We start from the raw sequence: 25,279 nt of genomic DNA on the forward strand, positions 1-25,279 counted from the left end.
GACACCTCATTAAATTATTTATTACTTAAACTTTTTCGGCACTCTTTTCTTTAAGTTTACCATCAAATCAATAATTCCGAAAAGTTGCGTAATGGGCGCGTATAAAAACGCGATAAAGAATATAAAAGCTTTGACAATCGGATGAATCTTTCTCATCTTTATAAAATAGCTGTATAAAGATAATCCTTGAATGAATAACATCCACTCTAATACATATCTTAAGTTTATCACGATTCCGAGTGGAACATAATCAGTTTCTGATATTCCAAAATGCGCTAATAGTACAAATAAATAAATAATTAATAGTACTTTCGGCATCTGCCATGTAGATAACGGTCTAAAGTTAGGTGTTGCAATCTTAAACTGGCGTAATGCAGGTAAAGTTATCACCAATTGTAATAAGGCTAATAAAAATAGCGCTAAAATAACAATTCCAGGCACTTGTTTAATCACTTCATTCATACTTGTATTAAACATTTCTAACTGATAAGCAGGAATTGTGCCTTCTTTAACACCTTTAGACAAGTATTCATTATAAATATCAATTGTTGGCTTAAACCACGTCTGTACTTTAGGTAAATAGTCAGTTACCTGAAGGAAGATAATCGATACAAGTGTATATATACTATAAAAAACTGTAAGGATATATAGCATGCGTTCTTTTGATGTACGTTCTATCAATAATTGACCTATGATATACCCAGCAAATATCGATCCCATTATGACCTGCATCGTAAATATCGACATAAAAATAGTAATAAGTATTACGATTAAGCTCATGATATAAAAACTATTACGCGACCTGCAGAACAAATATACAGTCGGTAAAAGCAAAAACGGAGCGATAATGAATGCCATAAATGGCAAGAAATTTATCAGTAACGTTGCCATCATCATAATCATCGTAACGATAATTGTCTTACTTAAATCAAACTTCAACATAAATTCTCACTTTCTAAAAAATATTTCTATAACTATTCTATTTTACAACTTTACTTAAAATACCTCAATGTATGTACATTTTTATTAAAAATACAAAAAAAAAGACTACCTAATAATTAGGCAGTCTAAAAATTATTAATTAACCTTCGATTGAGAATTCCGCACTAACTTCAAATTTAACGTCTTTACCAACCATAACGCCGCCAGTTTCTAACGCTTGGTTCCAAGTTAAACCATATTTTTCACGGTTAATTGATCCTGATACTACTAAACCAGTCACATCTCCACCAGTCATTGGGTTTTTGTGAACTCCGTTGAATTCTAAATCAAATGTTTCTTCGTTTGTTACATCTTTGATTGTTAAGTCACCTGTGATTGTGTTGTTTGTTAATGATTTAGATACGAAAGTGATTTCTGGGTATTGTTCTACATTGAAGAAATCTCCAGATTTTAAATGACCATCACGATCAGCATTGTTTGTATCAATTGAATCAACTTTAACTGATGCTTTAACATTTAAAGAAGATAAATCATTGATATCACCAGTAACTGTTGCATCGAAATCTGTAAATTCTCCCTTAACTTTTGAAACCATCATGTGTTTAATCGAAAAGTCAATTCCTGAGTGTGTTTTGTCTAAAGTAAAGTTTGTCATTGTTAAATTACCTCTTTCGTTATTTGTTTTAGTTTTTGTTGCTTTGTCTTTACCAAAAAGTTTTTTAAACATATGTAATCATTCCTTATTCCTAACTTATATATTTAATATATCAGATATATTAAATATATTCAAGTATAAAAAATATATTATTTTGTTTTTTTATTTTTTTGATTACCATATGTTTAAAATAAAAAGACAAGATACCTCTTTTACAGATACCTTGTCTAAATTATTTTAAACAATTTATTTTTTTATCCAGATTATTTAATAACTGTTTGTCCGCCCATGTAAGGAACAAGTACTTCCGGAACAGTAATTGAACCATCTTCATTTTGATAGTTTTCAACAACTGCTGCAAATGTACGACCTACAGCAAGACCTGATCCGTTTAATGTATTCACAAATTCAGCTTTCGCATCTTTATCACGTTTGAAACGAATATTTGCACGTCTCGCCTGGAAATCAGTCATATTTGAACAAGAACTAATTTCTTTATATGCGTTATAGCTTGGTAACCAAACTTCAACATCATATGTTTTTGCTGCTCCAAATCCAATATCACCAGAACATAAATTAATCGTACGATAAGGGATTTGTAATTTTTCTAATATTGCTTCAGCATGACGTGTCATCTCTTCTAATGCTGCAAATGAATTTTCAGGTGTTTCAAAACGAACCATCTCAACTTTGTTGAATTGGTGCATACGAATTAAACCACGTGTATCACGACCCGCTGATCCCGCTTCACTACGGAAACAAGCTGTCATCGCAGTAAATTTAGTCGGTAACATATCAGATGTCATAATTTCATTGCGATAAAAGTTTGTTAAAGGCACTTCTGAAGTAGGGATAGTATATAATCCTTCTTTTTCAACTTTAAATAAGTCTTCTTCAAACTTCGGTAATTGACCCGTACCGAACATAGAATCAGCATTTACAAGTTGCGGTGTCACCATCTCCTGATAGCCATTTTCACGATGAGTATCCAGCATAAAGTTCATTAAAGCACGCTCTAGACGCGCACCATCTTTAGTTAGGAACGCAAATCGTGCACCAGATACTTTAGCAGCACGTTCAAAATCAGCCATCTTTAAATCTTCAACGATATCCCAGTGTGCTTTCGCTTCGAAATCAAACTCACGTGGTGTACCCCATTTACGTACTTCTACATTATCATCTTCATCTTTACCGAAAGGTGTTTCATCACTTACCAAGTTAGGTAAACGTACTAATTTATCACGTAAATCTGTAGATACTGTATTTAATTCTGCATCGATCGTTTTAATCTCATCACCAACTGCGCGCATTGCTTCGATTGCATCATCTGCATTTTCTTTATTACGTTTTTTAAGTGCGATTTCTTCACTTGCTTTATTACGTTTTGCTTTTAACTCCTCAGTCTGTGCAGTCAATTCACGTGTTTTTGAATCTAAATTTAAAATTTCATCGACGATTGACGTATCAATACCACGCATTTCTAATTTTTTCTTAACAAACTCAGCATCATTTCTAAATAATTTAATGTCTAACATGTTGATTGCCTCCTAATTTTATTTTTGGGTACAAAAAATACCACATCCCAAAAAGGGACGTGGTATTTACGCGTTGCCACCCTAATTAATAGTTAAAACTTTCGTCTCAACTATTCTCTCCATTACATAACGGCTCATCACCGGTTTGCCAAACTTTAATTATGGGTAGAATTTCATGTATGTAGTATCATAGCTTTCACCAACCGCTATGTCTCTAAAAATTACCTCAACATTACTTATCCCAAATGACAAATTTATTATCTAATTTGATAATATAGTATCATATAGATATAAGAATGACAACTATTTATGTCATTCTATAGCGAATAAGGATATCACATTATAAGGAGAATGATCATGCAAATTATTGAGTCTATCAGCATTCCAAAACGCAAAGTACTTACACATAAAGGGGATTACGGTCGCATATTGCTCATCGGTGGCAACCAGAATATGGGTGGGTCTATTATGATGGCAGCTCGTGCTTGTGTATACAGTGGTGGCGGACTCACAACAGTTGCTACGCACAATACAAATCATACAGCATTGCATTCAAGATGTCCTGAAGCAATGGTATCTGACATTAATGATATAAAACGTCTGACAAAACTAATAGACAATGCAGATAGTATTTTAATCGGTCCTGGACTTGGTCTGGATTTCCAGGGTAATAATGTTTTAACATTATTATTTCAACACATTCAGGAACATCAAACGTTAATTATAGATGGTGATGCTATTACTATATTAAGCAAATTAAAACATCCATTACCGAAATGTAACGTTATCTTCACACCCCACCAAATGGAGTGGGAACGATTAAGCGGCATTCCTATTGCAGAACAGACACCTGAACGTAACCGTGCTAAAGCTGATGAACTAGGTGCACATGTTATATTAAAGAAACATGAAACAGAATTATATTTAAAAAGCGGTGATTATAAAATTACTGTCGGTAATGCAGCAATGGCGTCAGGCGGTATGGGAGATGCATTAGCAGGTATTATTGCAAGTTTCCTAGGTCAATTTGATACAGAAGAAGCTATTAAACAAGCTGTATTTATTCATAGCTTAATCGGAGATCAATTAGCCCAGGAAATGTATGTTGTACCAGCAAGTCGTATTATCGATGAATTACCATATATGATGAAGAAGTTAGAAGCATAGAAAAAGCAATCCTGAATCAACTGATTCAGGATTGCTTTTTCTATTCACTTGCTTCGATATCTTTAAGCATTTCTGGATCATTCAAATCATTCTCACGGTAATGATCTGTTTGCGGCATTTTTAAGATAAAGTCTTCTTGTAAAGCCATCTCAACTTTTACATCTTCAATTTCATAATCAAATACATGACCACCTTGTTTCCCGTCATCACTTAAATAATGCACATGATAACCGCCAACACCAATACCCATAATGAAATGGGGTGTATAAAATCCAAACAACGTCCCTTCTGTATCTTGAATATCAAAATAGCCCTGTTCTTTCACTGCTTCGACTAGTTTCGGATAGGGTTGTTGTTGTTTCTTCACTGATCTTGCTTTAATCAATTTAAATTTACCTGTAATCTTTACTGCATGAAAATAGTTCATACCCTGCATTGCTTTTAATATTTCTTCGTCTAACTGTTCTTTATTTAAACTACCTTTAAAAGTTAATGTCTTGGTAGGGTTAAAGTCCATCATACTTGCAAATGGTGTTGTCTCATCGGGTGATACAATGCGTACTTTCCCTGTACTTTCGATTAAGTATGGTGTGCCGTCCAAAACAATCAGTTCACCATTTAAGCCATCCATTGTTCCGATACCATAATTTCCTGTTGAAAGTACATCTGACAATTTAAATGTACCTTCAAACATACCTCCTACAAGTGCACCCATTGTTGAATATTGATATAAGTTATTCATCGTTATCCTCCTAGTTTGTAGCGTCTGGTAATAAATCTTCCATTAATTTTGCATTGTTGCTATAATCTACAGGAATATCTACGATAACTGGTCCTTCTTCTGCCATTGCTTTCTTCAGTACATCTTCTAATTCACTAGAGTGATTCACTTTATATCCTTTTGCACCCATAGATTCTGCATATTTAACATAATCAACAGGACCTAAGTCAACTGCTGCACCTTTACCATACTTACTTACCTGCTGGAATTTAACCATATCATAATGGCCATCATTCCAAATAAGTTGTACGATTGGCGCTTTAAGTCTTACTGCAGTTTCAAGTTCCTGACCTGAGAATAAGAAACCTCCATCTCCCGCCATAGAAACGATTCTTTTACCTGGTCGGACAATTGATGCTGCAATCGCCCAAGGCAGTGCTACACCTAATGTCTGCATCCCATTTGAGAACAAGAGATGACGTGGTGCATAACTTCTAAAATAACGTGCCATATAAATATATAAAGATCCTACATCTACAGTAACTGTCGTTTCATCATCAATTAATTCACGTACTGCTTTAACGATATGTTTAGGATTTACTTTCTCAGCATTCATGTAATCTTCGGGTAATTCATATTTCTTTTGAATCATATTTGCAATATTTAATAATATTTTTTGAGCATTTTCATCAAGCTGTATATCACCTGGCTCTAATTTTTCATCTAATCGTTGAATTGTGAGCGCAGTATTACCGATCAATTCCGTTACCGGTGCATAATGATTGTCAATATCACTTTGCACTTCATCAATATGAATAATTGTTTTTTCATTCTCTTTATTCCAAATCACCGGATCATACTCAATTGGATCATAACCCACTGAAATCACTAAATCTGCATGTTTTAATAATTCATCACCGGGTTGATTTCTAAATAATCCAATACGTCCAAAGAAATGCTCTTCTAATTCTCTTGAAATAATGCCAGATCCCTGGAAGGTTTCTACAACTGGTATCGCATTATTCGTCATAAATTTTCTTATTGCTGCAGTATTTTCTTCAGATGATGCACGCATACCAAGTAAAAATACAGGTAACTTGGCTTGTTTAATTCTTTCAGCTAAAGTATCAATTTCAAAATTAGGTGCCGGTCCTAAAACAGGTGGTTCTTTTACTTCTATCGCATTTACCTCCACGTTTTCTGCAGATATAACATCTTGAGGTATACTTACAAAAGCTGCACCTTTACGCCCTTCAACACTGGCACGGAATGCATTTGTAACTGCTTCAGAAATACTGTTTGCATCTTGAACTTCAACTGAATATTTAGAAACGTGACTCATCAGACCAGCGTTATCTAAAGATTGATGTGTACGTTTTAAACTGTCTTCTCGTTTAACATTACCACCAATCGCAACAACCGGGTCACTTTCAGAATTTGCGGTCACTAATCCTGTCGCTAAATTGGTTACCCCAGGTCCACTTGTTACAAGTACAACACCAGGTTTACCTGTGATACGACCGATACCTTGTGCAATAAGTGCCGCATTTTGTTCATGACGTGTCACTATAACTTCAGGGCCTCTATCTTCTAAAACATCAAACGCTTTATCAATTTTCGCTCCTGGTACTCCAAATACATGTGTCACACCATGATTAATTAATGTATCAACGAATAAATCTCCACCTGATTTTTTCATAATATTAACGCTCCTAATTAGAATTATATTTTTTACAATTTAATGCTAGTACGATTACAAGCTGACTTCAAATAATACGCCTTTAAAATGATGATAAAACGTTTCCAGTATCATTAAAGCGTTTACACTATTACCTAGGAAATAAAAAAACTAAAGCACAACTTAAAAATCGGGCTTTAGTCTTTTTAATTTATTCTGTTTCTTCTTCGTCTTCAAAAATATCATCGAAAGATGAATTTTCTAAAATATCTTTTTGAGTGTCATCTTCTTCATCTTCAAGCGTACCAACAACATGGCCGTCTTCAGCTTCAATATCTTCGTTGTTATCTTCTAATGCTTCTTCTGTTAATGTCGTTTCTTGTTTGGCTATCACTTCACCGGGCAACTTATCTTCGTCAATTACATCGACGTCTTCTTCTTTCTCTACTTTTGCAACGGTCGCAACAAGTTGTCCTTCACCTAACTTAATTAAACGAACACCTTGTGCTGAACGACCATTTTGAGAGAATTCAGCAACATCTAAACGAATGATTACACCTTGATTCGTCACCAACATAATATCTTCGTCACCGTTAACTGTTGTGATACAAACAAGATTACCGTTCTTCTCAGTAATGCTTGCTGTTTTAATCCCTTTACCACCACGGTTAGAAATACGGTATTCTGCTTCACCCGTACGTTTACCATAACCATTTTCAGTAACAATCAATACTTCATGTTCACCATTAGATTCAATAACGTCAAGTCCTATTACTTCATCGCCTTCGCGTAATGAAATACCTTTTACACCTGCAGCTGTTCTTCCGAGTGGACGCAGTTTATCTTCTTCGAAACGGATGAGTGATGCATTTTTTGTACCGATAATTAGTTGTTTATTACCATCTGTTAAACGTACAGCAATCAGTTCATCGTCTTCTCTAAAGTTAATTGCAATCTTACCGTTTTTATTAATGCGCGCAAAATGAGAAAGATTCGTACGTTTAATAATACCTTGTTTCGTCGCAAATATAATAAAGGCATCTTCACGTTCTAAGTCTTTCACCGCAATCATCGTGCTAATCTTTTCATCTTTTTCCAGTTCTAATACGTTAACGATTGGGATTCCTTTTGATTGACGAGACAGTTCAGGTATTTCATAGCCCTTAACTTTATATACACGTCCCATATTCGTGAAGAATAATACATTATCATGAGTTGACGTCGTTACCATTTGACTAACAAAGTCTTCGTCCAAAGTATTCATACCTTGAACGCCACGTCCACCACGATGTTGTGTACGGTATGTTGATGCTGGTAAACGTTTAATATAGTTATTATGGCTTAAAGTAATAACGATATTTTCTTCATCGATTAAATCTTCATCTTCTAAATGATCAAATCCACCTGCAGTAATTTCTGTACGACGTTCATCGCCATATTTTTCACGGATTTCAATTAATTCTTCACGAATAATTTCCAGTAATTTTTCTTCATCCGCTAAGATGGCTCTTAATTCATCGATATATTTCAGTAATTCCTGGTATTCTTCTTCAATTTTGTCACGTTCAAGTCCTGTTAATCGGCGCAGACGCATATCTAAAATTGCTTGTGCCTGACGCTCAGAAAGCTTAAATTGTTCCATTAAGCCTGCCATCGCTTCAGCATCATTTTTTGAACCACGAATTAAAGCAATAATTTCGTCGATATGATCTAATGCAATACGTAATCCTTCTAAAATATGTGCACGATCTTCAGCTTTCTTCAAGTTATACTGCGTTCTACGACGAACCACTACTTTTTGATGCTCTAAATAATGATAGATTGCTTGTTTGATATTTAAAACTTTCGGTTGTCCATCAACAAGCGCTAACATATTCACACCGAAAGATGTTTGTAATGGTGTTAATTTATATAAATTATTTAAGATCACATTGGCATTCGCATCACGACGAACGTCAATAACGATACGCACACCTTCTTTTAAACTTGTCTCATCACGTAAATCTGTAATACCATCAATCTTTTTATCACGGGCAAGTTCCGCTATCTTCTCTACTAAACGTGCTTTATTCACTTGATAAGGAATTTCTGTTACGATAATTGTTTCTTTACCATTAGGACGTGTTTCAATTAAAGTTTTCGCACGCATAATGATAGAACCACGACCTGTCTCATAAGCACGACGGATGCCACTACGTCCTAGTATTAAGCCTGCAGTAGGAAAATCAGGACCTTGAATAAATTCCATTAATTCAGGAATCGAAATGTCAGCATTTTTACTTAACTCTAACACACCGTTAATCACTTCTGTTAAGTTGTGTGGAGGAATATTTGTTGCCATACCAACCGCAATTCCTGACGCACCATTCACAAGCAGGTTTGGGAATCTAGAAGGTAGCACGACTGGTTCACGTTCGTTACCATCGTAGTTACCTGTAAAATCAATCGTATCTTTGTTGATATCGCGCATTAATTCCATAGCAATCTTAGACATACGCGCCTCAGTATAACGCATCGCAGCTGCACCATCGCCGTCCATAGAACCAAAGTTTCCTTGTCCATCAACGAGCATATAACGATAGCTGAAATCTTGTGCCATACGAACCATTGCCTCATAAATTGAAGAGTCACCGTGTGGGTGATATTTACCCATAACATCTCCTACGATACGTGCAGACTTCTTATAGGGTTTATCTGGCGTCATTCCTTGATTATTCATTCCGTATAATATACGACGATGTACAGGTTTCATACCATCACGTACATCCGGTAACGCACGAGAAACGATTACACTCATCGCATAGTCAAGAAACGAATCCTTCATCTCTTTGACAATATTCTGGTCTTGTAGTTTTGAATCGTGCTCTAAAGCCATAAATGGCGCCTCCTTAAAATACTATCTTTATACATCAACGTTTGCATAAACGGCGTTTTCTTCGATAAATGTACGACGATGTTCAACAACATCACCCATTAACATTTCAAAAACTTCATCCGCTTCTATCGCATCACCTAAAGTCACTTGTAACATCGAACGGTTCTCAGGGTTCATTGTCGTCTCCCATAACTGGTCAGCATTCATCTCACCCAAACCTTTATATCGTGCTAATTGCCACTTCGGTGTAGCTGGTAATTCTTCTCTTAATTTATTTAATTCACGTTCATTATAGACGTAATATTTTTTCTTTCCTTGTTCCACTTTAAATAATGGTGGCTGTGCAATATAAATATATCCCGCTTCAAGTAGTGGTCTCATAAAGCGATAGAAGAAAGTAAGTAATAGTGTTCTAATGTGCGCACCATCAACATCTGCATCGGTCATAATAACAATCTTATGATATCTTGCTTTTGAAATATCAAATTCGCCACCGATACCAGTACCCATCGCAGTAATCATAGAACGGATTTCATTATTTCCTAAAATACGATCTAATCGCGCTTTTTCAACGTTTAAAATCTTACCTCGTAACGGAAGAATTGCCTGTGTCTTAGAATCGCGACCAGACTTCGCTGATCCACCGGCAGAATCTCCCTCAACGATGTACAATTCGCTTATTGATGGATCTTTACTTGAACAGTCTGCAAGTTTACCTGGAAGACTAGAAATTTCCAGGCCAGATTTACGTCGCGTTACTTCACGTGCTTTCTTCGCAGCAAGACGCGCACGAGATGCCATAATACCTTTTTCAACGATAATGCGAGCAACTGGTGGATTCTCCATTAAGAATCTTTCAAAGTTTTCCGCAAATAGATTATCTGTAATTTGACGTACTTCTGTATTGCCTAGTTTCGTCTTCGTTTGTCCTTCAAACTGAGGATCACCATGTTTAATAGACACTACCGCAGTAATTCCTTCACGTACATCTTCCCCTGATAATTTCTCATCGTTTTCTTTAATCAGTTTATTTTTAGCACCATAGTTATTAATGACACGTGTTAATGCACGTTTAAAGCCATCCTCATGTGTTCCACCTTCATATGTATGAATGTTATTTGCATAACTTAAAAGGTTTGTTGAGTAACCATTGTTATATTGTATTGATATTTCTACTTCAATATCATCACGCGTATCATGAATATAAATCGGTTCAGGAAATAATACTTCTTTAGATTTATTTAACAATTCAACATAAGACTTAATACCACCTTCATAGTGGTATTCATCTTCAATTACTTCTTCTTCACGTTCATCACGCACTGTAATCTTAATGCCTTTGTTTAAGAAAGCAAGTTCACGTATACGCTTTTGTAAAATTTCGTATTCATAAACTGTTGTTTCCGTAAATATTTCCGGATCTGCTTTAAAGCGTATTTCTGTTCCAGTTTTATCTGTCTCACCAATAACTTTCAAATCGAAAGCAGGTACACCTTGATGATATGCCTGATGATGAATTTGTCCGTCTTTATGTACATATACTTCTAAAGTCGATGATAAGGCGTTAACGACAGAAGAACCTACTCCATGTAAACCACCAGAAACTTTATATCCGCCACCGCCGAATTTACCTCCGGCATGCAGTACTGTTAAGATAACTTCAACAGCAGGACGACCCATTTTCTTATGCATTTCAACAGGAATACCACGCCCGTTATCTGTAACTTTAATCCAGTCATCTTTTTCTATTACTACTTCAATTTCATCCGCATATCCTGCTAATGCTTCGTCGATACTATTATCAACGATTTCCCATACTAAATGGTGTAAACCACGTGATGCAGTAGAGCCGATATACATCCCTGGTCTTTTTCTAACTGCTTCTAATCCTTCTAATACTTGTATCTGGTCAGCACCATATTGATCTAAATTTTGTTCCAAGATTGTCACCTAGCCTTCAATTAGTCGAAATATGTCCATCAGAAACATTAAATAATTTCGCTCTGTTGATTGTTTCATGTTCAATACCATCCACTGATGTTGTTGTTACAAATGTTTGAACTTTATGTTGAATTGTCGTAAGTAAATGTGTCTGCCTTAAATCATCAAGCTCGCTTAATACATCATCCAGCAATAGAATCGGATATTCTCCCACTTCCAGATTAATCAATTCTATTTCAGCAAGCTTCACTGATAAAGCTGTCGTTCTCTGTTGACCTTGTGATCCGTACGTTTGCACGTCAATATCATTGATGGCAAAAGTAATATCATCACGATGTGGGCCAAATAAACTTTGTGCACGTTCTATCTCACGTTTACTTTCTTTATTTAGCAATGTAACACAGGCTTCAATCATGGCCTGTACGTCATCAATATATTCAAGACTTGATACATACTGTAATTTTAAGTTTTCTTTTTGTTTTGTAATACCTTGATGAATAGGTAGGGCAAGTTCCTCCAGTTTTTCAATGAATGATTTACGTCGCTGCGTAAGTTTTACCGCATATTCCGCAAATTGTTCATTCAATACTTCAAGCATCGTTGTATCATTATTACCTGAGATTTTAAGTTGCTTCAGATGATGATTCTTTTGTTTGAGTATTCTTTGAAAGTTGGATAAATCATTAAGATAAACAGCAGATATCTGGCCGATTTCCATATCGATGAAGCGGCGTCTTATTTGCGGACTACCCTTAACTAAATTTAAGTCTTCCGGCGCAAATAAAACGACATTCATATGGCCGATGTATTCAGTCAGTCGCTTTTGTTCTAAATGATTCACTTTCGCTTTTTTACCTTTTGATGAAATTGTGAGTGATAATGGCATGACGCCATGTCGGTATGCTAAGTCACCTTCAATATGACTAAATTGTTCACCCCAGGTAATTAATTCTTTATCATTTGAAGTTCTGTGACTTTTAGCCATCGCTAAACAATATATCGCTTCTAAAAGATTTGTCTTTCCTTGTGCATTAATACCTATCAAAATATTTACTTCATCGCTAAAGTCTAATTTGACGGAATCATAATTACGATAATGCGATAAGGATAATGATTTTAACTTCATTATGCTTCCGTGTAAGTAATCTTGTAAGTTTCGCCTTCAACTTCTAAAAGATCATCCTGATGAAGCTTCTTACCACGTCTGTTTTCTTCTTCTCCGTTCAACATTACCGGGTTATCCTGCAGATACCATTTCGCTTGTCCGCCCGTTGAGATAATCCCTTCTGCTTTTAGAAATTGACCTAACGTAATCTCACTATTTAGTTCGACTATATTTACCATTCACGGTTCACTCCTATTCCATGTCAGTCATTATATAATTATACCTTTAATCATTAAAAATTGCATGTCTTTTCACATAAATAAAAACGCTGAATGCTTATCATTCAACGTTTTTATTTATGAACATTCCATATTGTTTTTAAAATCCTTTATTTTGCATCTGCATTTGATTTTCTAACGAGTAGCATCATCACTGTAATTAACAAAAATGCTGTTCCCGCTAAAAACGGAATTGTAATAAAACCAAAATAATTCACATACTGTGTACTACAAGGAACACCACCAACACAAGGTTTGATTGGTGCAAATCCGGGAATCTTCTGTTCCATATAGTGAATAACTGAAATACAAAACCCGATAACAGAGAATGTCATAATCAAATATTTATAGTGATATGCATTTGTAAATGCTGCAAAACCAGCAATAATCACTAAAGGATACATTAAAATCCTTTGATACCAACATTTTTCACAAGGTACATAATGCATGATTTCTGAAAAATATAAACTACCTAACATCGCAACCAGTGCAATTACCCAGGAAATATAAAAATATTTAGTGTTTTTCATTATTTTAACGCCTTATCAATAGCTTCTGTAACCGCATCGATGTTCATCGGATCAGCAAGTGCTTTACCGTTAACAATAATTGTTGGTGTAGAAGTGATATTGTGTTTTTGATATAAATCAATATCTTTTTGAACAGCAGCTTTCTCACTGTTCGCTTTAATTGCATCAACTATTTTTCCTTCGTCTTTTACGCCTGCTGTTTTAAGTGCTTTCTTAACTGCAGATATCGTTAACCATTTATCTTGAGAACCATTATGCGTTTGTAATTTAAATAATGCATCATGGAATGCCCAATATTTATCAGGATCATTTTTTAATACTGTTTCACCAGCAAGTCCGCCTAAAATTGATTCTTCAGCATGGAACGGTGTATGAATAAAGTAATAGTTTGCTTTCCCTGTATCAAAGTATTTTTTCTTGAGTTCAGGTTTCATATTGCTATCAAAATATTTACATGCTGGACATTTAAAATCTCCAAATTCAATGACTGTAACTTTCGCATCTTTTTTCCCCATCATCGGTTGACCTTTAAGATCGACTTTATTAGTGTCCACAGGATCTTTACCTTGATTGTTATTGACTGTAGAATCAACTGTCGATGTGTCGACACTATCTGTTTCAGCTTTATCTTTTTGCTTCATAATCACCATTGCTGCTAATGCTCCTACAACTAGTAATGTAAGAACCATCGTAAAAATTAATGAGCTTTTATTCTTCATCGAATTGACCTCTCTTTATTGTGTATACACAATTTGTTATTTATTTTTATATATTTTTAAAATACATAGTATAAATATTATATTAAATAAAATAACAATGCCACAATAAAATAGTTAATCTTTTGTGAACTATTTTGTTTGCAATGCTCTTTTAAAATTCTTAATCAGTCCTTTATCGTTACTGAATACACTGCCCTTGTATATTTTTGCTGCGATAAAAAACAGTGCAATAATTGTAACGATACAAATAATGATACCAATGATAATCTGAGCATCACTCGTTTTCTGAGAAATGGTTCTGAGTAACATTACTTGTGGTGTGAAGAAAGGAATAAAGCTTGTAATCTTAACAAGCATTGTGTCTGGTGTTGTTAAGCTAAACATCGCAATATAGAATGCCGCCATATTTAAAAATGTGACCGGCATTATCGCTTGACCTATATCTTCTATACGGTTTGTAAGAGAACCGACAATCGCACTTAAACTGATATATAGCAATAAGCCTAAAATTAAGAAAATAAGTGCATACATAAGTACACGAACATTTTCCTGTGTAAATTTAAATCCAAAACTTTCAATCGTTTTATTTAAATTAAATACTTGAACACATACAAAAATTGTAATCGCATAGATGATAATCTGTACCAACGCTACTGCAATGACTCCAATAATCTTAGCCATTAAATGTGTAATTGGTGAAATACTTGTGACAATCATTTCAATAACGCGTGATGATTTCTCCTGAGCAATTTCTGTAGCAATTTGACTTCCATAGTTAATCGTAATAAAGAAAATTAAAAAGATTCCTGCATACACTAATGCTGTATTTACTGCTTTACTTTCCTCTGACACTTTATCGTTAGCATCTAATGGTTTAATAACTTCATTATCAACTTTAGCCTGTGATAAAACTTTTGCTAATTTATCAGGCGCAAGATTTAGAGACTTTGCAATATTATTGCTCTGAAAAGCAGTCAATGTTGATTGTATCTGCATCAGTTCATCTGTTCCTAAGCTATCTAGTGTATAAACTTTACTTTCAATTGTTTTATCTGTATTTTCTTTAATATCAATCAATACTTTATATTTTTCATTTTTTATACCTTTTTTCCCCGCTTCAAGATCAACTATCTTTAACTTCTTTTTCTTATCTAATTTTTGATATTCATTTTTAAATACAGTTGATAATGTTTTGTCTTCGGAAGAAATAACAGTAATATCTTCTTCACTTTTATCAAAGAAATCATAAATTTTATCAGCGTTACTTAATGCGATAATCGCTAGTATTACGATCAACGTCGAAATGATAAACGATTTACTCGATACTTTTTTCCAGAATGTTAACCAAAATGTCGGTATAAATTTATTCATGTCTATTACCTACTTTCTCAATGAATATTTCATTTAGAGATGGTTCATTGACCTGGAATCTTGAAACATAGCCCATTTGTTTAACAGCATCGAATATGATAGGTGCTACCTCTCCATTAGCAATTTGAATACGCACATCATTTTTATTTTGACTAAATTTTGTTACGCCAGGAATATTCGCTAACGTACTAAAATCATGTTGTCCTTCGATAATAATTTCTTTCTTGCCAAAATCATGTTTCACTTGTTTAATTTCTCCTGAAACAACCGTCTTACCTTTATTCAAAATACATACATGTTCACACATCTCTTCTACATGTTCCATGCGATGCGAACTAAATACAATCGTAGCACCATTTTCATTGATTTCTTTAACAGCTGATTTTAACAATTCTACATTCACTGGATCAAGACCACTAAATGGTTCATCCAGGATTAGTAGTGATGGATTATGAATGATGGCACCAATCAATTGGATTTTTTGTTGATTACCTTTAGATAAGTCTTCGATTTTCTTATTTTTATTTTCTGGTACATCGAAACGATCGAGCCAATAATCCAGAGCTTTATCAATATCCTTTTTGTTCATACCTTTTAACTGGGCTAAATACTGAATTTGTTCACTTACTTTTAATTTTGGATTTAAGCCACGTTCTTCAGGTAAGTAACCTATTTTGTCAGTTACAGAATAATCAATCGGTTTACCGTTATATGTAATTATTCCTGCCGTCTTAGATAGAAGACCTAAAATCATGCGAAATGTTGTCGTTTTTCCCGCACCATTTCCGCCTAAGAAACCAAGCATCTCACCAGCAGGTACAGAAATATTGACATTGTCTACTGCTTTGAAATCATTAAATTCTTTACTAACATTCTCCAGAATCAGCATTTTGCTACCTCCATCATAGTTTTTGAGGATTTCCATACTTTAAGAAAATAATGTTATCTCACTTAAAATAGTAATATATTTCATATTTTATGACAAGTATATTTGTCAAAATAAAAACTTTATTTGTCAAAACAAAAAGCTTAAACCAGAATTTGGCTTAAGCTTTTAAATTAATATGTTCTTATCGGTAAAATAAGCTGAACTAAATTTTCATCTTCTTCGGGCTTCAGAATAAATGGGCGCATCGTTCCAAAGAACTCGATTTGAACATCATCATTATCAATGGCACGTAGTGCATCCATCATATATTTTGAGTTAAAGGAAATTTTGATACCTTCTCCTTCAAATTTATTTGTCTTAACATCTTCTTTCACCGTACCGATTTCAGGAGAAGTAGAAGATAATTCTACTGCATTCTCTACAGCGGATAATTTAATAACGTTATTTCCTCCTTCTCGCGCGAGTAATGAAGCACGATCAATCGCGTGGAAAAAGTCTCCGTTATTAATAGATAATGCCGTCTCATAGCTTTCCGGGAATAAACGTGATGTATCTGGATAATTTCCTTCAAGCAAACGTGAAATAAAGTTAATATTACCAACTTTGAATAATACTTGGTTTGATGCAAAGAAAATATCGATTGTTTCTTCAGTATCATCAATAATTTTATTTAACTCACTTAATGCTTTTCCTGGAATAATGACATTGATTGTTTCAATGTTCGTGTTTTCCAGTTGCAACTTTCTTAAAGCTAAGCGATGTGAATCTGTTGCAGTACAGTTTAATATACCATCACTTATCATCCAGTTAACACCTGTTAACACTGGTCGTGTTTCTGACGTGGACACTGCAAAATTAGTTTGTTTGATAATATTTTTTAAAACTTTAATTGGCAAAGTTATTGCTTCTTGTTCACTTACTTGTGGTAATAATGGATATTGATCTGAATCAATACCCGATACATTAAATTCTGATTGTCCTGAAGTAATTTTTGCCTGGAAGTTATCGTTTGTTTCAATTGTTACAGTATCTGCAGGTAATTTTTTAATGATATCTACAAAGAAACGACCTGGTAATACGATTGATCCTTTCGTATCAACAGATAAAATTTCATTGTCGCCTTGTTCAGTAGGAATCGTAATTTCAATCGATACTTCTGAGTCTGACCCTGTTAATACTAATTTGTTATCAAAAGCATCTAATTTAATACCCGTTAACACTGGTAAAGTTGTTCTTGGAGAAATGGCTTTTAATGTATCATTCAATTGAGTAATAAAGTGATCTCTTTGAATTGTAAATTTCATAATGAATAAGCTCCTTAAAATGATATTTATATATATATTTTATCTCTTTTAAAATCGTAATAATAGTAGTAAGGGCTGTGAATAGGTGGATAAGTCTATTGAACTGAGTGAAGCGCAGATATCCACATGTGTATAACTTGTTTATATGTCGCAAAAAGTTATACACAATTTTAACTTTATCCCTTGATATCTTTTTCGATATTTTTTAAATCACTTTTCAAACTATTATCATGTTCTAATTTTTTTCTGATCTTTTCATGCGCATGTATGACAGTTGTATGATCTCTTCCACCAAATTCTTCACCAATTTTAGGTAAAGAAAAGTCAGTAAGCTCACGTGCTAAGTACATTGCAATTTGTCTAGGAAATGCAATAGATTTAGTACGTTTTTTTGCACTGAAATCTTCTAGACGTATATTATAGTAAGCACCAACAGCTTCCTGAATATCCTGAATCGTTACTTTCTTTGGTTTACTAGAAGCGATAATATCTTTTAAAGCCTCAGCTACTAAATCAGAGTTTAGTTCACGGTTTACTAATTTAGAATAGGCAACAACTTTTGTCAGAGCACCCTCAAGTTCACGAATATTTGATTGAATTTGAGTGGCGATATAAAGCATTGCTTCATTTGGAATCTCTATATTTTCTTCCTCTGATTTTTTACGTAATATTGCGATACGTGTTTCAAGATCAGGTGGGGTAACGTCTGTCGTTAATCCCCATTCAAAACGTGAGCGTAAACGTTCTTCTAAAGTAGGAATTTCTTTTGGAGCACGATCACTTGAAATTACAATTTGTTTATGATTTTGATGAAGTTCGTTAAATGTATGGAAAAATTCTTCTTGTGTCGATTCTTTTCCAGCTAAAAACTGAATATCATCTATAAGCAGTACATCAACATTACGATATTTCGATCTAAATTCTTCAGTTTTGTTGTCTTTAATAGAATTGATGAATTCATTCGTAAACTTTTCACTTGAAGTATATACGACCTTTGCATTTTCCTTATGTTCCATAACGTAATGACCAATTGCGTGCATTAGATGTGTCTTACCTAATCCTACGCCACCATATATAAACAGCGGATTGTATGCTTTTGCTGGTGCTTCAGCAACTGCTAAACTTGCTGCATGACTAAAGCGATTACCGCTTCCGATGACGAAAGTGTCAAAGGTATTATCAGTGTTGAGTTGACTTGGCAAAATTTCCTGAGAAGCAGGTCTTTCAGCAGGTTTATTTGCCTGAAAATCAGTATCGGAATCATCAAATTCATCAGAAATGACTTTAATATTTAAATGTTCTCCGATAGTTTCTTCTATTACTTCCTGAATTAAGTTTAAATAATTTTTTTTCAGCCAGTCTGCATTGAAAGAAGTTGGTGCTAAAATAACGATTTGATTGTTATCCAGAGATTTGATCTTTGTTTCACTAAACCAAGTATCGTAACTTGCGTTCGTTAGTTTTGTCTGTAATTTTGTTAAAACTTTATCCCATATCGTATCGATTCCACTCATAATGTTCCTCTTTCTTATAAAAAAATTTCAAAGTTATACACAGTATTAAAAATGTGAATAAACATAAAACACAGGTTTGAATAGTTTATCCACAAATTATACACAAAATGTGGATAAAAGTCATAAACTAATTCTTTATCCACAGGAAACATATCAAAATCTTATCAAAAAAAGATTATAATATCAAGTGTTACATCGACTTATCCACAAACATATACTTAACCACATTGGACTTTAAAAGTAAAGTTGAATATGTGATTTAGGATGTGAATAACTATAGAATAAGTTAAATCTGATTTATGATTATCCACAAAAATCTGTGAATAAATGTGGATAAGTGGATATCTTTCTTTCAATCTGTTCTTAGAAACAGGTTGATTTTAGACGTCGCTTTTGATATACTTCAATAGTTACTGTAAATCACTAGACGAAATTCGATAGATGAAATATAAATTAATGGAGGTGTTTTTAGTGGTAAAACGTACTTATCAACCAAATAAACGTAAACATAGTAAAGTTCATGGATTCCGTGCACGTATGAGCACAAAAAACGGCCGTAACGTATTAGCGCGTCGTCGTCGTAAAGGTAGAAAAGTATTATCAGCATAAGATCACTGAACAATTCAGTGGTCTTTTTTATTTTGTTTAAAACAGGTCTGTATTCTAGTATAATGAATAAAAGTATCTATTTAGTGATAGAAGTTGGTGTATCGTGGAAAAAGCATATCGAATCAAAAAAAATGATGATTTTCAAAAAGTTTATAAACAAGGTAAGTCCGTTGCTAATAAACAATTTATCATCTATAGACTAAGAAATCAGGAAAATGAGCATTTTAGATTAGGCATTTCAGTGTCAAAAAAAATTGGAAATGCTGTGACACGTAATCGTATAAAAAGAGCGATTAGAGAAAGTTTTACGCGCCATAAACAAGATATCATTAAAGATGATTTTATTGTTATTGCCAGAAACCCTTCAAAAGATATGACAGTTGAAGAGATTCATAAGAGTCTGGAGCATGTCATGAAGATTGCGAAAGGTTTTAATAAAAGAATCAGTTAATCTAATGATGGAGGTATGCCTGTGTTAGAGAAAAATTATATAGCCGGTACTGTTGAACTTGCGATTCAACAAGGACTTGATGAATTAAATCTGCAAGAAAAACAAGTAAAGATTGATGTTATTCACCCAGGAAAGAAAGGCTTTTTTGGTATTGGCAAAGCTGATGCAGAAGTGAAACTTACTGTAATTGATCCTGAATTAAAGAAGCTTTCTACTATTGAAGCAGTTAAAAATAGAAGTGAATACATAACTCAGGAAACAGAAGAACAAACGATTAAGACTGAACGCGTGCAACATGAACAATCGGACGATAAAAAGGTTATTGATACTGATGTAGTTATAATTGCTACTACTGAAAAAGAGTCGCTATCAAAACAACAAGCAAAAACAGATGCACTGAATCAAACTGAAAAATATATCACGGCTATTATTCAGGAAATGGGTATTAATACTTCTGCTACAAGCAGCTTTAAGAATAATAGTGAAGTTGTAATTAATTTGGAATCAAATGACGCTGGACGAATTATCGGAAAGCGCGGACAAGTATTAAATAGTCTGCAGTTGCTTGCTCAAAATTATTATAACCATATTGAAAAAGGTTATATGACTGTGACGCTGGATATCGAGAATTACCGTGAGAAACGTAAAGAAACGTTACAAAATCTCGCATTAAATATGTCAAAAAAAGCAGTTGCTACACGTAAACCGGTAAAGTTTGAACCTATGCCGAATTATGAGCGAAAAATTATGCATCAAATATTGACCAATATCGAGAATATCGAAACATATTCAGAAGGTCGCGAACCTCACCGTTATTTAGTCATTAAAGCACGTTAATTCTATAACTCTGACTAACTCTAAAAACATTAAGTTTTTAGAGTTAATCTGTTTATTTAAAGCAAAAGTGTTTTCATTTTTAACATTTCAAACTACAATCAACAAATGGACATTTAAAGGAGGATCAATGTATGGAATTCGACACAATTTCAAGTATTTCAACACCAATGGGAGAAGGGGCCATTGCTATCGTTAGACTTTCTGGAGATGAAGCGATAAATATTGCAGACAAGATATATAAAGGTAAGCATAAATTAATCAATGTTGATTCACACACGATAAATTACGGCCATATTATTGATCCTGAGACAAATGACGTTGTTGAAGAAGTAATGGTGGCAGTAATGCGTGCACCTAGAACCTATACAAGAGAAGATATTGTTGAAATCAATTGTCATGGTGGTATTATGACGGTTAATCGTGTACTAGGACTAACATTATCGAATGGTGCAAAGTTAGCTGAGCCAGGAGAATTTACAAAACGTGCATTTTTGAACGGTCGTATTGATTTATCTCAAGCAGAAGCGACAATGGATTTTATTCGTTCTAAAACAGATCGTGCCTCAAAAGTTGCAATGCAGCAAATTGAAGGTCGACTTAGCACACTTATTAAAGGATTGCGTCAATCAATCCTGGAAATTCTAGCACAAGTAGAAGTTAATATTGATTATCCTGAATATGATGACGTAGAAGAAGCTACGAATCAATTTCTATTAGCAGAAGCTGAGAAGATAAAGACGAGCATTGAGTCTTTATTACAAACTGGTACGCAAGGTAAAATCTTACGTGAAGGATTATCAACAGTTATCGTTGGTAAACCTAATGTAGGTAAATCATCAATGTTAAATAATTTAATTCAAGATAATAAAGCAATTGTTACGGAAATCGCAGGAACAACACGTGATGTATTAGAGGAATATGTAAACGTACGCGGCGTACCTTTACGTTTAGTAGATACGGCAGGTATTCGTGAAACAGACGATATTGTAGAAAAGATTGGTGTTGAACGTAGTCGCGAGGCTTTAAGCAAAGCTGATTTAATTCTTTACGTATTAAATTATAATGAAGCATTAACAGAAAGTGATTATCAGCTTGCTGAAGTCATTAAAAATGAAGATGTTATCGTTATTATTAACAAAACAGATTTATCACAAGCATTAGACATTGAAGCGGTGAAACAAATGGTTGGTGTAAATACACCAATTGTGATGACATCGATGGTTGACCAAAGTGGTATAGAACAGTTAGAAGAAAAGATTCGTGATCTATTCTTTGAAGGTACAGTATCGAATCAAGATATGACGTATGTTTCAAATGCACGACACATTAGTTTATTAAAAGACGCTAAACAATCAATCAGTGATGCTATTATGGCTGCTGAAAGTGGCGTGCCAATAGATATGATTCAAATTGATTTAATAAAAACTTGGGAATTGCTTGGAGAAGTGATTGGAGAGTCTGTTGCAGACGGCTTAATCGATCAGTTATTTAGCCAGTTCTGTTTAGGAAAATAAGGAGGAAACATTTTGGAACAAAGATATGATGTAATTGTTGTTGGTGCCGGTCATGCAGGTGTTGAAGCGGGACTCGCTGCAGCGAGAAAAGGTGCAAAGACTTTAATGCTAACAATTAATTTGGACTCAGTCGCTTTTATGCCATGTAATCCATCGGTAGGTGGACCAGCAAAAGGGATTGTTGTTCGAGAAATAGATGCTTTAGGTGGCCAAATGGCTAAAACAATCGACAAAACGCATATTCAAATGCGTATGTTAAACACTGGTAAAGGTCCTGCAGTGCGTGCATTACGTGCTCAAGCAGATAAAGTACTTTACCAACAAGAAATGAAGGATGTTATTGAGAATACGGACAACCTAGATATTATGCAAGGTATGGTTGAGCGTTTAATTATAGAAGACGATAAAGTAAAAGGTGTCGAAACAATTATTGGTACAACGTATTATGCAGATGCTGTTGTATTAACAACAGGGACATTCTTACGTGGAGAAATTATTTTAGGTAACATTAAATATTCTTCAGGACCAAATCACCAAATGCCATCAATCACATTAGCAGATCACTTACGTGAAATTGGGTTTGATATTGTGCGCTTTAAAACGGGAACACCACCTCGTGTGAATGGCAATACAATTGATTATTCTAAAACTGAAATTCAGCCTGGTGATGAAGTACCACGTGCATTCAGTTACGAAACGACTGAGTTCATCTTAGATCAGTTACCTTGCTGGTTAACATATACGAATGCTGCAACACATAAAGTGATTGATGATAATTTACATTTATCAGCGATGTATTCAGGCATGATTAAAGGAACAGGTCCACGTTATTGCCCGTCGATTGAAGATAAATTCGTGCGCTTTAATGATAAACCACGTCACCAAATCTTCTTAGAGCCGGAAGGACGCAATACGAAAGAAGTCTATGTACAAGGCTTATCTACAAGTTTACCTGAGCATGTGCAACTTCAAATGTTACAATCCATTCCTGGGCTAGAAAAAGCAGACATGATGCGTGCGGGTTATGCGATTGAGTATGATGCAATCGTTCCTACACAATTATGGCCAACACTTGAAACGAAAAAGATAGATGGCTTATTTACTGCGGGACAAATTAACGGAACGAGTGGATATGAAGAAGCGGCAGGTCAAGGTTTGATGGCTGGTATTAATGCTGCAGCAAAAGTATTAAATCACGAACCGTTAATTTTAGGGCGTCACGAAGCATACATTGGTGTATTAATCGATGACTTAGTAACGAAAGGTACAAATGAACCATATCGACTACTTACAAGTCGTGCAGAACATCGTTTATTATTACGTCATGATAATGCTGATTTACGCTTAACGGAAATCGGGAAAGAAATTGGTTTGATAGATGAAGCGCGTTATGCTAAATTTATTGCAAAGAAAGCTGCTATTTCCGAGGAAATAAAACGTTTAACTGATACGCGCATTAAACCAAATGCGTTGACACAAAGTATGATTGCATCGCGTGGTGGAACTGCTTTAAAAGATGGTATTTTAGCGATTGATTTATTACGTCGTCCTGAAATGGATTATAATTCAGTTGTGTCACTTATTGACAGTGATATTACAGTGGATGAAGCAGTAGCTGAACAAGTAGAAATCCAGACGAAATACGAAGGTTACATTCAAAAGTCATTACAACAAGTTGAAAAAGTAAAACGTATGGAAAATAAAAAAATTCCAGAAAATATTGATTATGATGATATTCATTCATTAGCGACAGAAGCTCGTCAGAAATTAAAGGAAGTTAAACCTTTAAGTATTGCTCAGGCTTCAAGAATTTCAGGTGTGAATCCTGCAGATATTTCAATTTTATTAGTCTATATTGAACAGGGAAAAATTAAAAGGGTGAACTAGATGAACGAGACGCAATTCGTACAAAAATTACAGGAAAAAGGCTTTACTATCACTGAAAAACAACAAAAACAATTTGCAATTTACTATGAAACTTTAGTAGAGTGGAATAAGCTAATGAATTTAACTGCTGTAACTGAAAAAGAAGAAGTATATTTAAAGCACTTTTTTGATTCAATTACACCAAGTTTCTATTATGATTTTACGAAGATTCAATCCATTTGTGATGTTGGTGCAGGTGCTGGATTTCCAAGCATACCATTAAAAATTATGTTCCCTCATCTTGAAGTGACAATCGTTGATTCATTAAATAAACGCATCAACTTCTTAAATCATTTAAGTGCAGAACTTGATTTGACGAACGTTCGATTTATTCATGATCGTGCTGAAACGTTTGGTAAGAGTGAGTACCGTGAATCATTTGATGTTGTAACAGCACGCGCAGTTGCGCGTCTTTCAGTACTTAGTGAATTATGTCTACCTCTTGTTAAAAAAGGTGGTCATTTTATAGCGTTAAAAGGTGCCCAAGGTGAAATAGAAGTTGAAGAAGGTTTATTTGCAATTTCAATTTTAGGTGGAGAAGTCATTCATAATCATCCTTTAACGCTACCAGAAGAAGATAGTATGCGTTATATTTTAGATATTGAAAAGAAACGTCAAACACCTAAAAAATATCCACGCAAACCAGGCACACCGAATAAAGAGCCTTTATTAAAGTAAGATATTAAATTGTTATCGTATTTTGAAGTGAAAGTGAGTC

22 protein-coding genes and 1 other annotated feature are annotated in these 25,279 nt (G+C 34.3%); of the genes, 7 read left to right on the plus strand and 15 right to left on the minus strand.

What is annotated here, in order from left to right:
- Nucleotides 1–21 precede the first annotated feature (21 nt).
- The 3 genes from JJJ02_RS08040 to serS all read right to left on the minus strand — a co-directional run bounded on the left by JJJ02_RS08040 (nt 22) and on the right by serS (nt 3,132).
- Nucleotides 22–942: a DUF2232 domain-containing protein gene (locus tag JJJ02_RS08040; RefSeq protein ID WP_111716936.1), complete on the minus strand. Its 921-nt coding sequence runs from the start codon at nt 940–942 to the stop codon at nt 22–24.
- Between the two features lie 139 nt (nt 943–1,081).
- Nucleotides 1,082–1,597, minus strand: coding sequence for a YceI family protein (locus JJJ02_RS08045; protein ID WP_240838323.1), 516 nt, complete (start codon nt 1,595–1,597; stop codon nt 1,082–1,084).
- A 263-nt stretch (nt 1,598–1,860) separates the two neighbouring features.
- Nucleotides 1,861–3,132, minus strand: a complete 1,272-nt coding sequence (serS, locus tag JJJ02_RS08050) for a serine--tRNA ligase (RefSeq protein ID WP_111716938.1) — start codon at nt 3,130–3,132, stop codon at nt 1,861–1,863.
- Between the two features lie 50 nt (nt 3,133–3,182).
- Nucleotides 3,183–3,390 (minus strand) — a binding site (T-box leader).
- 99 nt (nt 3,391–3,489) lie between these two features.
- Between serS and JJJ02_RS08055 the strand changes: the two genes are divergently transcribed.
- Nucleotides 3,490–4,299 (plus strand): NAD(P)H-hydrate dehydratase, encoded by an 810-nt coding sequence (locus JJJ02_RS08055; protein WP_099581668.1) that lies wholly within the window; start codon nt 3,490–3,492, stop codon nt 4,297–4,299.
- A gap of 40 nt (nt 4,300–4,339) precedes the next feature.
- Here the strand turns inward: JJJ02_RS08055 and budA are convergent, their stop codons facing one another.
- From budA to dnaA, 12 genes are all read right to left on the minus strand, one after another.
- Nucleotides 4,340–5,041: an acetolactate decarboxylase gene (gene budA, locus JJJ02_RS08060; protein ID WP_240838287.1), complete on the minus strand. Its 702-nt coding sequence runs from the start codon at nt 5,039–5,041 to the stop codon at nt 4,340–4,342.
- Nucleotides 5,042–5,051: 10 nt separating this feature from the next.
- Nucleotides 5,052–6,719, minus strand: coding sequence for an acetolactate synthase AlsS (gene alsS, locus JJJ02_RS08065; protein ID WP_240838289.1), 1,668 nt, complete (start codon nt 6,717–6,719; stop codon nt 5,052–5,054).
- A gap of 190 nt (nt 6,720–6,909) precedes the next feature.
- Nucleotides 6,910–9,573 (minus strand): DNA gyrase subunit A, encoded by a 2,664-nt coding sequence (gene gyrA / locus JJJ02_RS08070; protein ID WP_240838291.1) that lies wholly within the window; start codon nt 9,571–9,573, stop codon nt 6,910–6,912.
- A gap of 27 nt (nt 9,574–9,600) precedes the next feature.
- Nucleotides 9,601–11,523, minus strand: a complete 1,923-nt coding sequence (gene gyrB, locus JJJ02_RS08075) for a DNA topoisomerase (ATP-hydrolyzing) subunit B (RefSeq protein WP_302054721.1) — start codon at nt 11,521–11,523, stop codon at nt 9,601–9,603.
- Between the two features lie 7 nt (nt 11,524–11,530).
- The gene (gene recF / locus JJJ02_RS08080) at nt 11,531–12,640 is read right to left on the minus strand and encodes a DNA replication/repair protein RecF (protein WP_240838293.1); all 1,110 of its coding nucleotides are present in this window, start codon (nt 12,638–12,640) and stop codon (nt 11,531–11,533) included.
- The gene (gene yaaA, locus JJJ02_RS08085; RefSeq protein ID WP_096077751.1) at nt 12,640–12,858 is read right to left on the minus strand and encodes a S4 domain-containing protein YaaA; all 219 of its coding nucleotides are present in this window, start codon (nt 12,856–12,858) and stop codon (nt 12,640–12,642) included. The genes recF and yaaA overlap by 1 nt, the downstream gene beginning before the upstream one ends.
- Before the next feature lie 149 nt (nt 12,859–13,007).
- Entirely contained in the window at nt 13,008–13,427 is a 420-nt protein-coding gene (locus tag JJJ02_RS08090; protein WP_099581655.1) for a disulfide oxidoreductase, read from the minus strand.
- A complete protein-coding gene (locus tag JJJ02_RS08095; protein WP_239242221.1) occupies nt 13,427–14,146 on the minus strand; it encodes a DsbA family protein in 720 nt (239 codons plus the stop codon). Before JJJ02_RS08095 ends, JJJ02_RS08090 begins: the two co-directional genes overlap by 1 nt.
- A gap of 129 nt (nt 14,147–14,275) precedes the next feature.
- Nucleotides 14,276–15,517, minus strand: coding sequence for an ABC transporter permease (locus JJJ02_RS08100; protein WP_239242222.1), 1,242 nt, complete (start codon nt 15,515–15,517; stop codon nt 14,276–14,278).
- Entirely contained in the window at nt 15,510–16,406 is an 897-nt protein-coding gene (locus JJJ02_RS08105; protein WP_111716953.1) for an ABC transporter ATP-binding protein, read from the minus strand. Before JJJ02_RS08105 ends, JJJ02_RS08100 begins: the two co-directional genes overlap by 8 nt.
- Nucleotides 16,407–16,576: 170 nt before the next feature.
- The gene (dnaN, locus tag JJJ02_RS08110) at nt 16,577–17,713 is read right to left on the minus strand and encodes a DNA polymerase III subunit beta (RefSeq protein ID WP_239242259.1); all 1,137 of its coding nucleotides are present in this window, start codon (nt 17,711–17,713) and stop codon (nt 16,577–16,579) included.
- A gap of 173 nt (nt 17,714–17,886) precedes the next feature.
- Nucleotides 17,887–19,224, minus strand: coding sequence for a chromosomal replication initiator protein DnaA (gene dnaA, locus JJJ02_RS08115; RefSeq protein ID WP_111716956.1), 1,338 nt, complete (start codon nt 19,222–19,224; stop codon nt 17,887–17,889).
- Nucleotides 19,225–19,680: 456 nt separating this feature from the next.
- Between dnaA and rpmH the strand changes: the two genes are divergently transcribed.
- From rpmH to rsmG, 6 genes are all read left to right on the plus strand, one after another.
- Nucleotides 19,681–19,833, plus strand: coding sequence for a 50S ribosomal protein L34 (gene rpmH, locus JJJ02_RS08120; protein ID WP_096078141.1), 153 nt, complete (start codon nt 19,681–19,683; stop codon nt 19,831–19,833).
- Between the two features lie 103 nt (nt 19,834–19,936).
- Nucleotides 19,937–20,284, plus strand: coding sequence for a ribonuclease P protein component (rnpA, locus tag JJJ02_RS08125; RefSeq protein WP_111716958.1), 348 nt, complete (start codon nt 19,937–19,939; stop codon nt 20,282–20,284).
- Between the two features lie 21 nt (nt 20,285–20,305).
- A complete protein-coding gene (gene jag / locus JJJ02_RS08130) occupies nt 20,306–21,121 on the plus strand; it encodes an RNA-binding cell elongation regulator Jag/EloR (RefSeq protein WP_254256952.1) in 816 nt (271 codons plus the stop codon).
- 131 nt (nt 21,122–21,252) lie between these two features.
- A complete protein-coding gene (gene mnmE, locus JJJ02_RS08135) occupies nt 21,253–22,635 on the plus strand; it encodes a tRNA uridine-5-carboxymethylaminomethyl(34) synthesis GTPase MnmE (protein ID WP_239242223.1) in 1,383 nt (460 codons plus the stop codon).
- 12 nt (nt 22,636–22,647) lie between these two features.
- Nucleotides 22,648–24,522 carry a tRNA uridine-5-carboxymethylaminomethyl(34) synthesis enzyme MnmG gene (mnmG, locus tag JJJ02_RS08140; protein WP_111716964.1) on the plus strand — a complete coding sequence of 625 codons (1,875 nt, stop codon included), beginning with the start codon at nt 22,648–22,650 and terminating at the stop codon, nt 24,520–24,522.
- Complete coding sequence (gene rsmG, locus JJJ02_RS08145) at nt 24,523–25,239, plus strand: 16S rRNA (guanine(527)-N(7))-methyltransferase RsmG (RefSeq protein WP_239242224.1); 717 nt, start codon at nt 24,523–24,525, stop codon at nt 25,237–25,239. It begins immediately after the preceding gene.
- Nucleotides 25,240–25,279: the final 40 nt, after the last annotated feature.

It is taken from the genome of Macrococcus sp. PK, from assembly GCF_022501545.1.
Classification (GTDB): domain Bacteria; phylum Bacillota; class Bacilli; order Staphylococcales; family Staphylococcaceae; genus Macrococcoides; species Macrococcoides epidermidis.

What these genes read in the sequence shown, in the direction of transcription:
- JJJ02_RS08055 (WP_099581668.1), top strand. Translation starts at nt 3,490, where the DNA reads ATGCAAATTATTGAGTCTATCAGCATTCCAAAACGCAAAGTACTTACA.
- JJJ02_RS08095 (WP_239242221.1), bottom strand. Translation starts at nt 14,146, where the DNA reads ATGAAGAATAAAAGCTCATTAATTTTTACGATGGTTCTTACATTACTA.
- gyrA (WP_240838291.1), bottom strand. Translation starts at nt 9,573, where the DNA reads ATGGCTTTAGAGCACGATTCAAAACTACAAGACCAGAATATTGTCAAA.
- JJJ02_RS08090 (WP_099581655.1), bottom strand. Translation starts at nt 13,427, where the DNA reads ATGAAAAACACTAAATATTTTTATATTTCCTGGGTAATTGCACTGGTT.
- JJJ02_RS08040 (WP_111716936.1), bottom strand. Translation starts at nt 942, where the DNA reads ATGTTGAAGTTTGATTTAAGTAAGACAATTATCGTTACGATGATTATG.
- rsmG (WP_239242224.1), top strand. Translation starts at nt 24,523, where the DNA reads ATGAACGAGACGCAATTCGTACAAAAATTACAGGAAAAAGGCTTTACT.
- yaaA (WP_096077751.1), bottom strand. Translation starts at nt 12,858, where the DNA reads ATGGTAAATATAGTCGAACTAAATAGTGAGATTACGTTAGGTCAATTT.
- JJJ02_RS08105 (WP_111716953.1), bottom strand. Translation starts at nt 16,406, where the DNA reads ATGCTGATTCTGGAGAATGTTAGTAAAGAATTTAATGATTTCAAAGCA.
- dnaA (WP_111716956.1), bottom strand. Translation starts at nt 19,224, where the DNA reads ATGAGTGGAATCGATACGATATGGGATAAAGTTTTAACAAAATTACAG.
- JJJ02_RS08100 (WP_239242222.1), bottom strand. Translation starts at nt 15,517, where the DNA reads ATGAATAAATTTATACCGACATTTTGGTTAACATTCTGGAAAAAAGTA.
- JJJ02_RS08045 (WP_240838323.1), bottom strand. Translation starts at nt 1,597, where the DNA reads ATGACAAACTTTACTTTAGACAAAACACACTCAGGAATTGACTTTTCG.
- serS (WP_111716938.1), bottom strand. Translation starts at nt 3,132, where the DNA reads ATGTTAGACATTAAATTATTTAGAAATGATGCTGAGTTTGTTAAGAAA.
- alsS (WP_240838289.1), bottom strand. Translation starts at nt 6,719, where the DNA reads ATGAAAAAATCAGGTGGAGATTTATTCGTTGATACATTAATTAATCAT.
- recF (WP_240838293.1), bottom strand. Translation starts at nt 12,640, where the DNA reads ATGAAGTTAAAATCATTATCCTTATCGCATTATCGTAATTATGATTCC.
- budA (WP_240838287.1), bottom strand. Translation starts at nt 5,041, where the DNA reads ATGAATAACTTATATCAATATTCAACAATGGGTGCACTTGTAGGAGGT.
- mnmE (WP_239242223.1), top strand. Translation starts at nt 21,253, where the DNA reads ATGGAATTCGACACAATTTCAAGTATTTCAACACCAATGGGAGAAGGG.
- rpmH (WP_096078141.1), top strand. Translation starts at nt 19,681, where the DNA reads ATGGAGGTGTTTTTAGTGGTAAAACGTACTTATCAACCAAATAAACGT.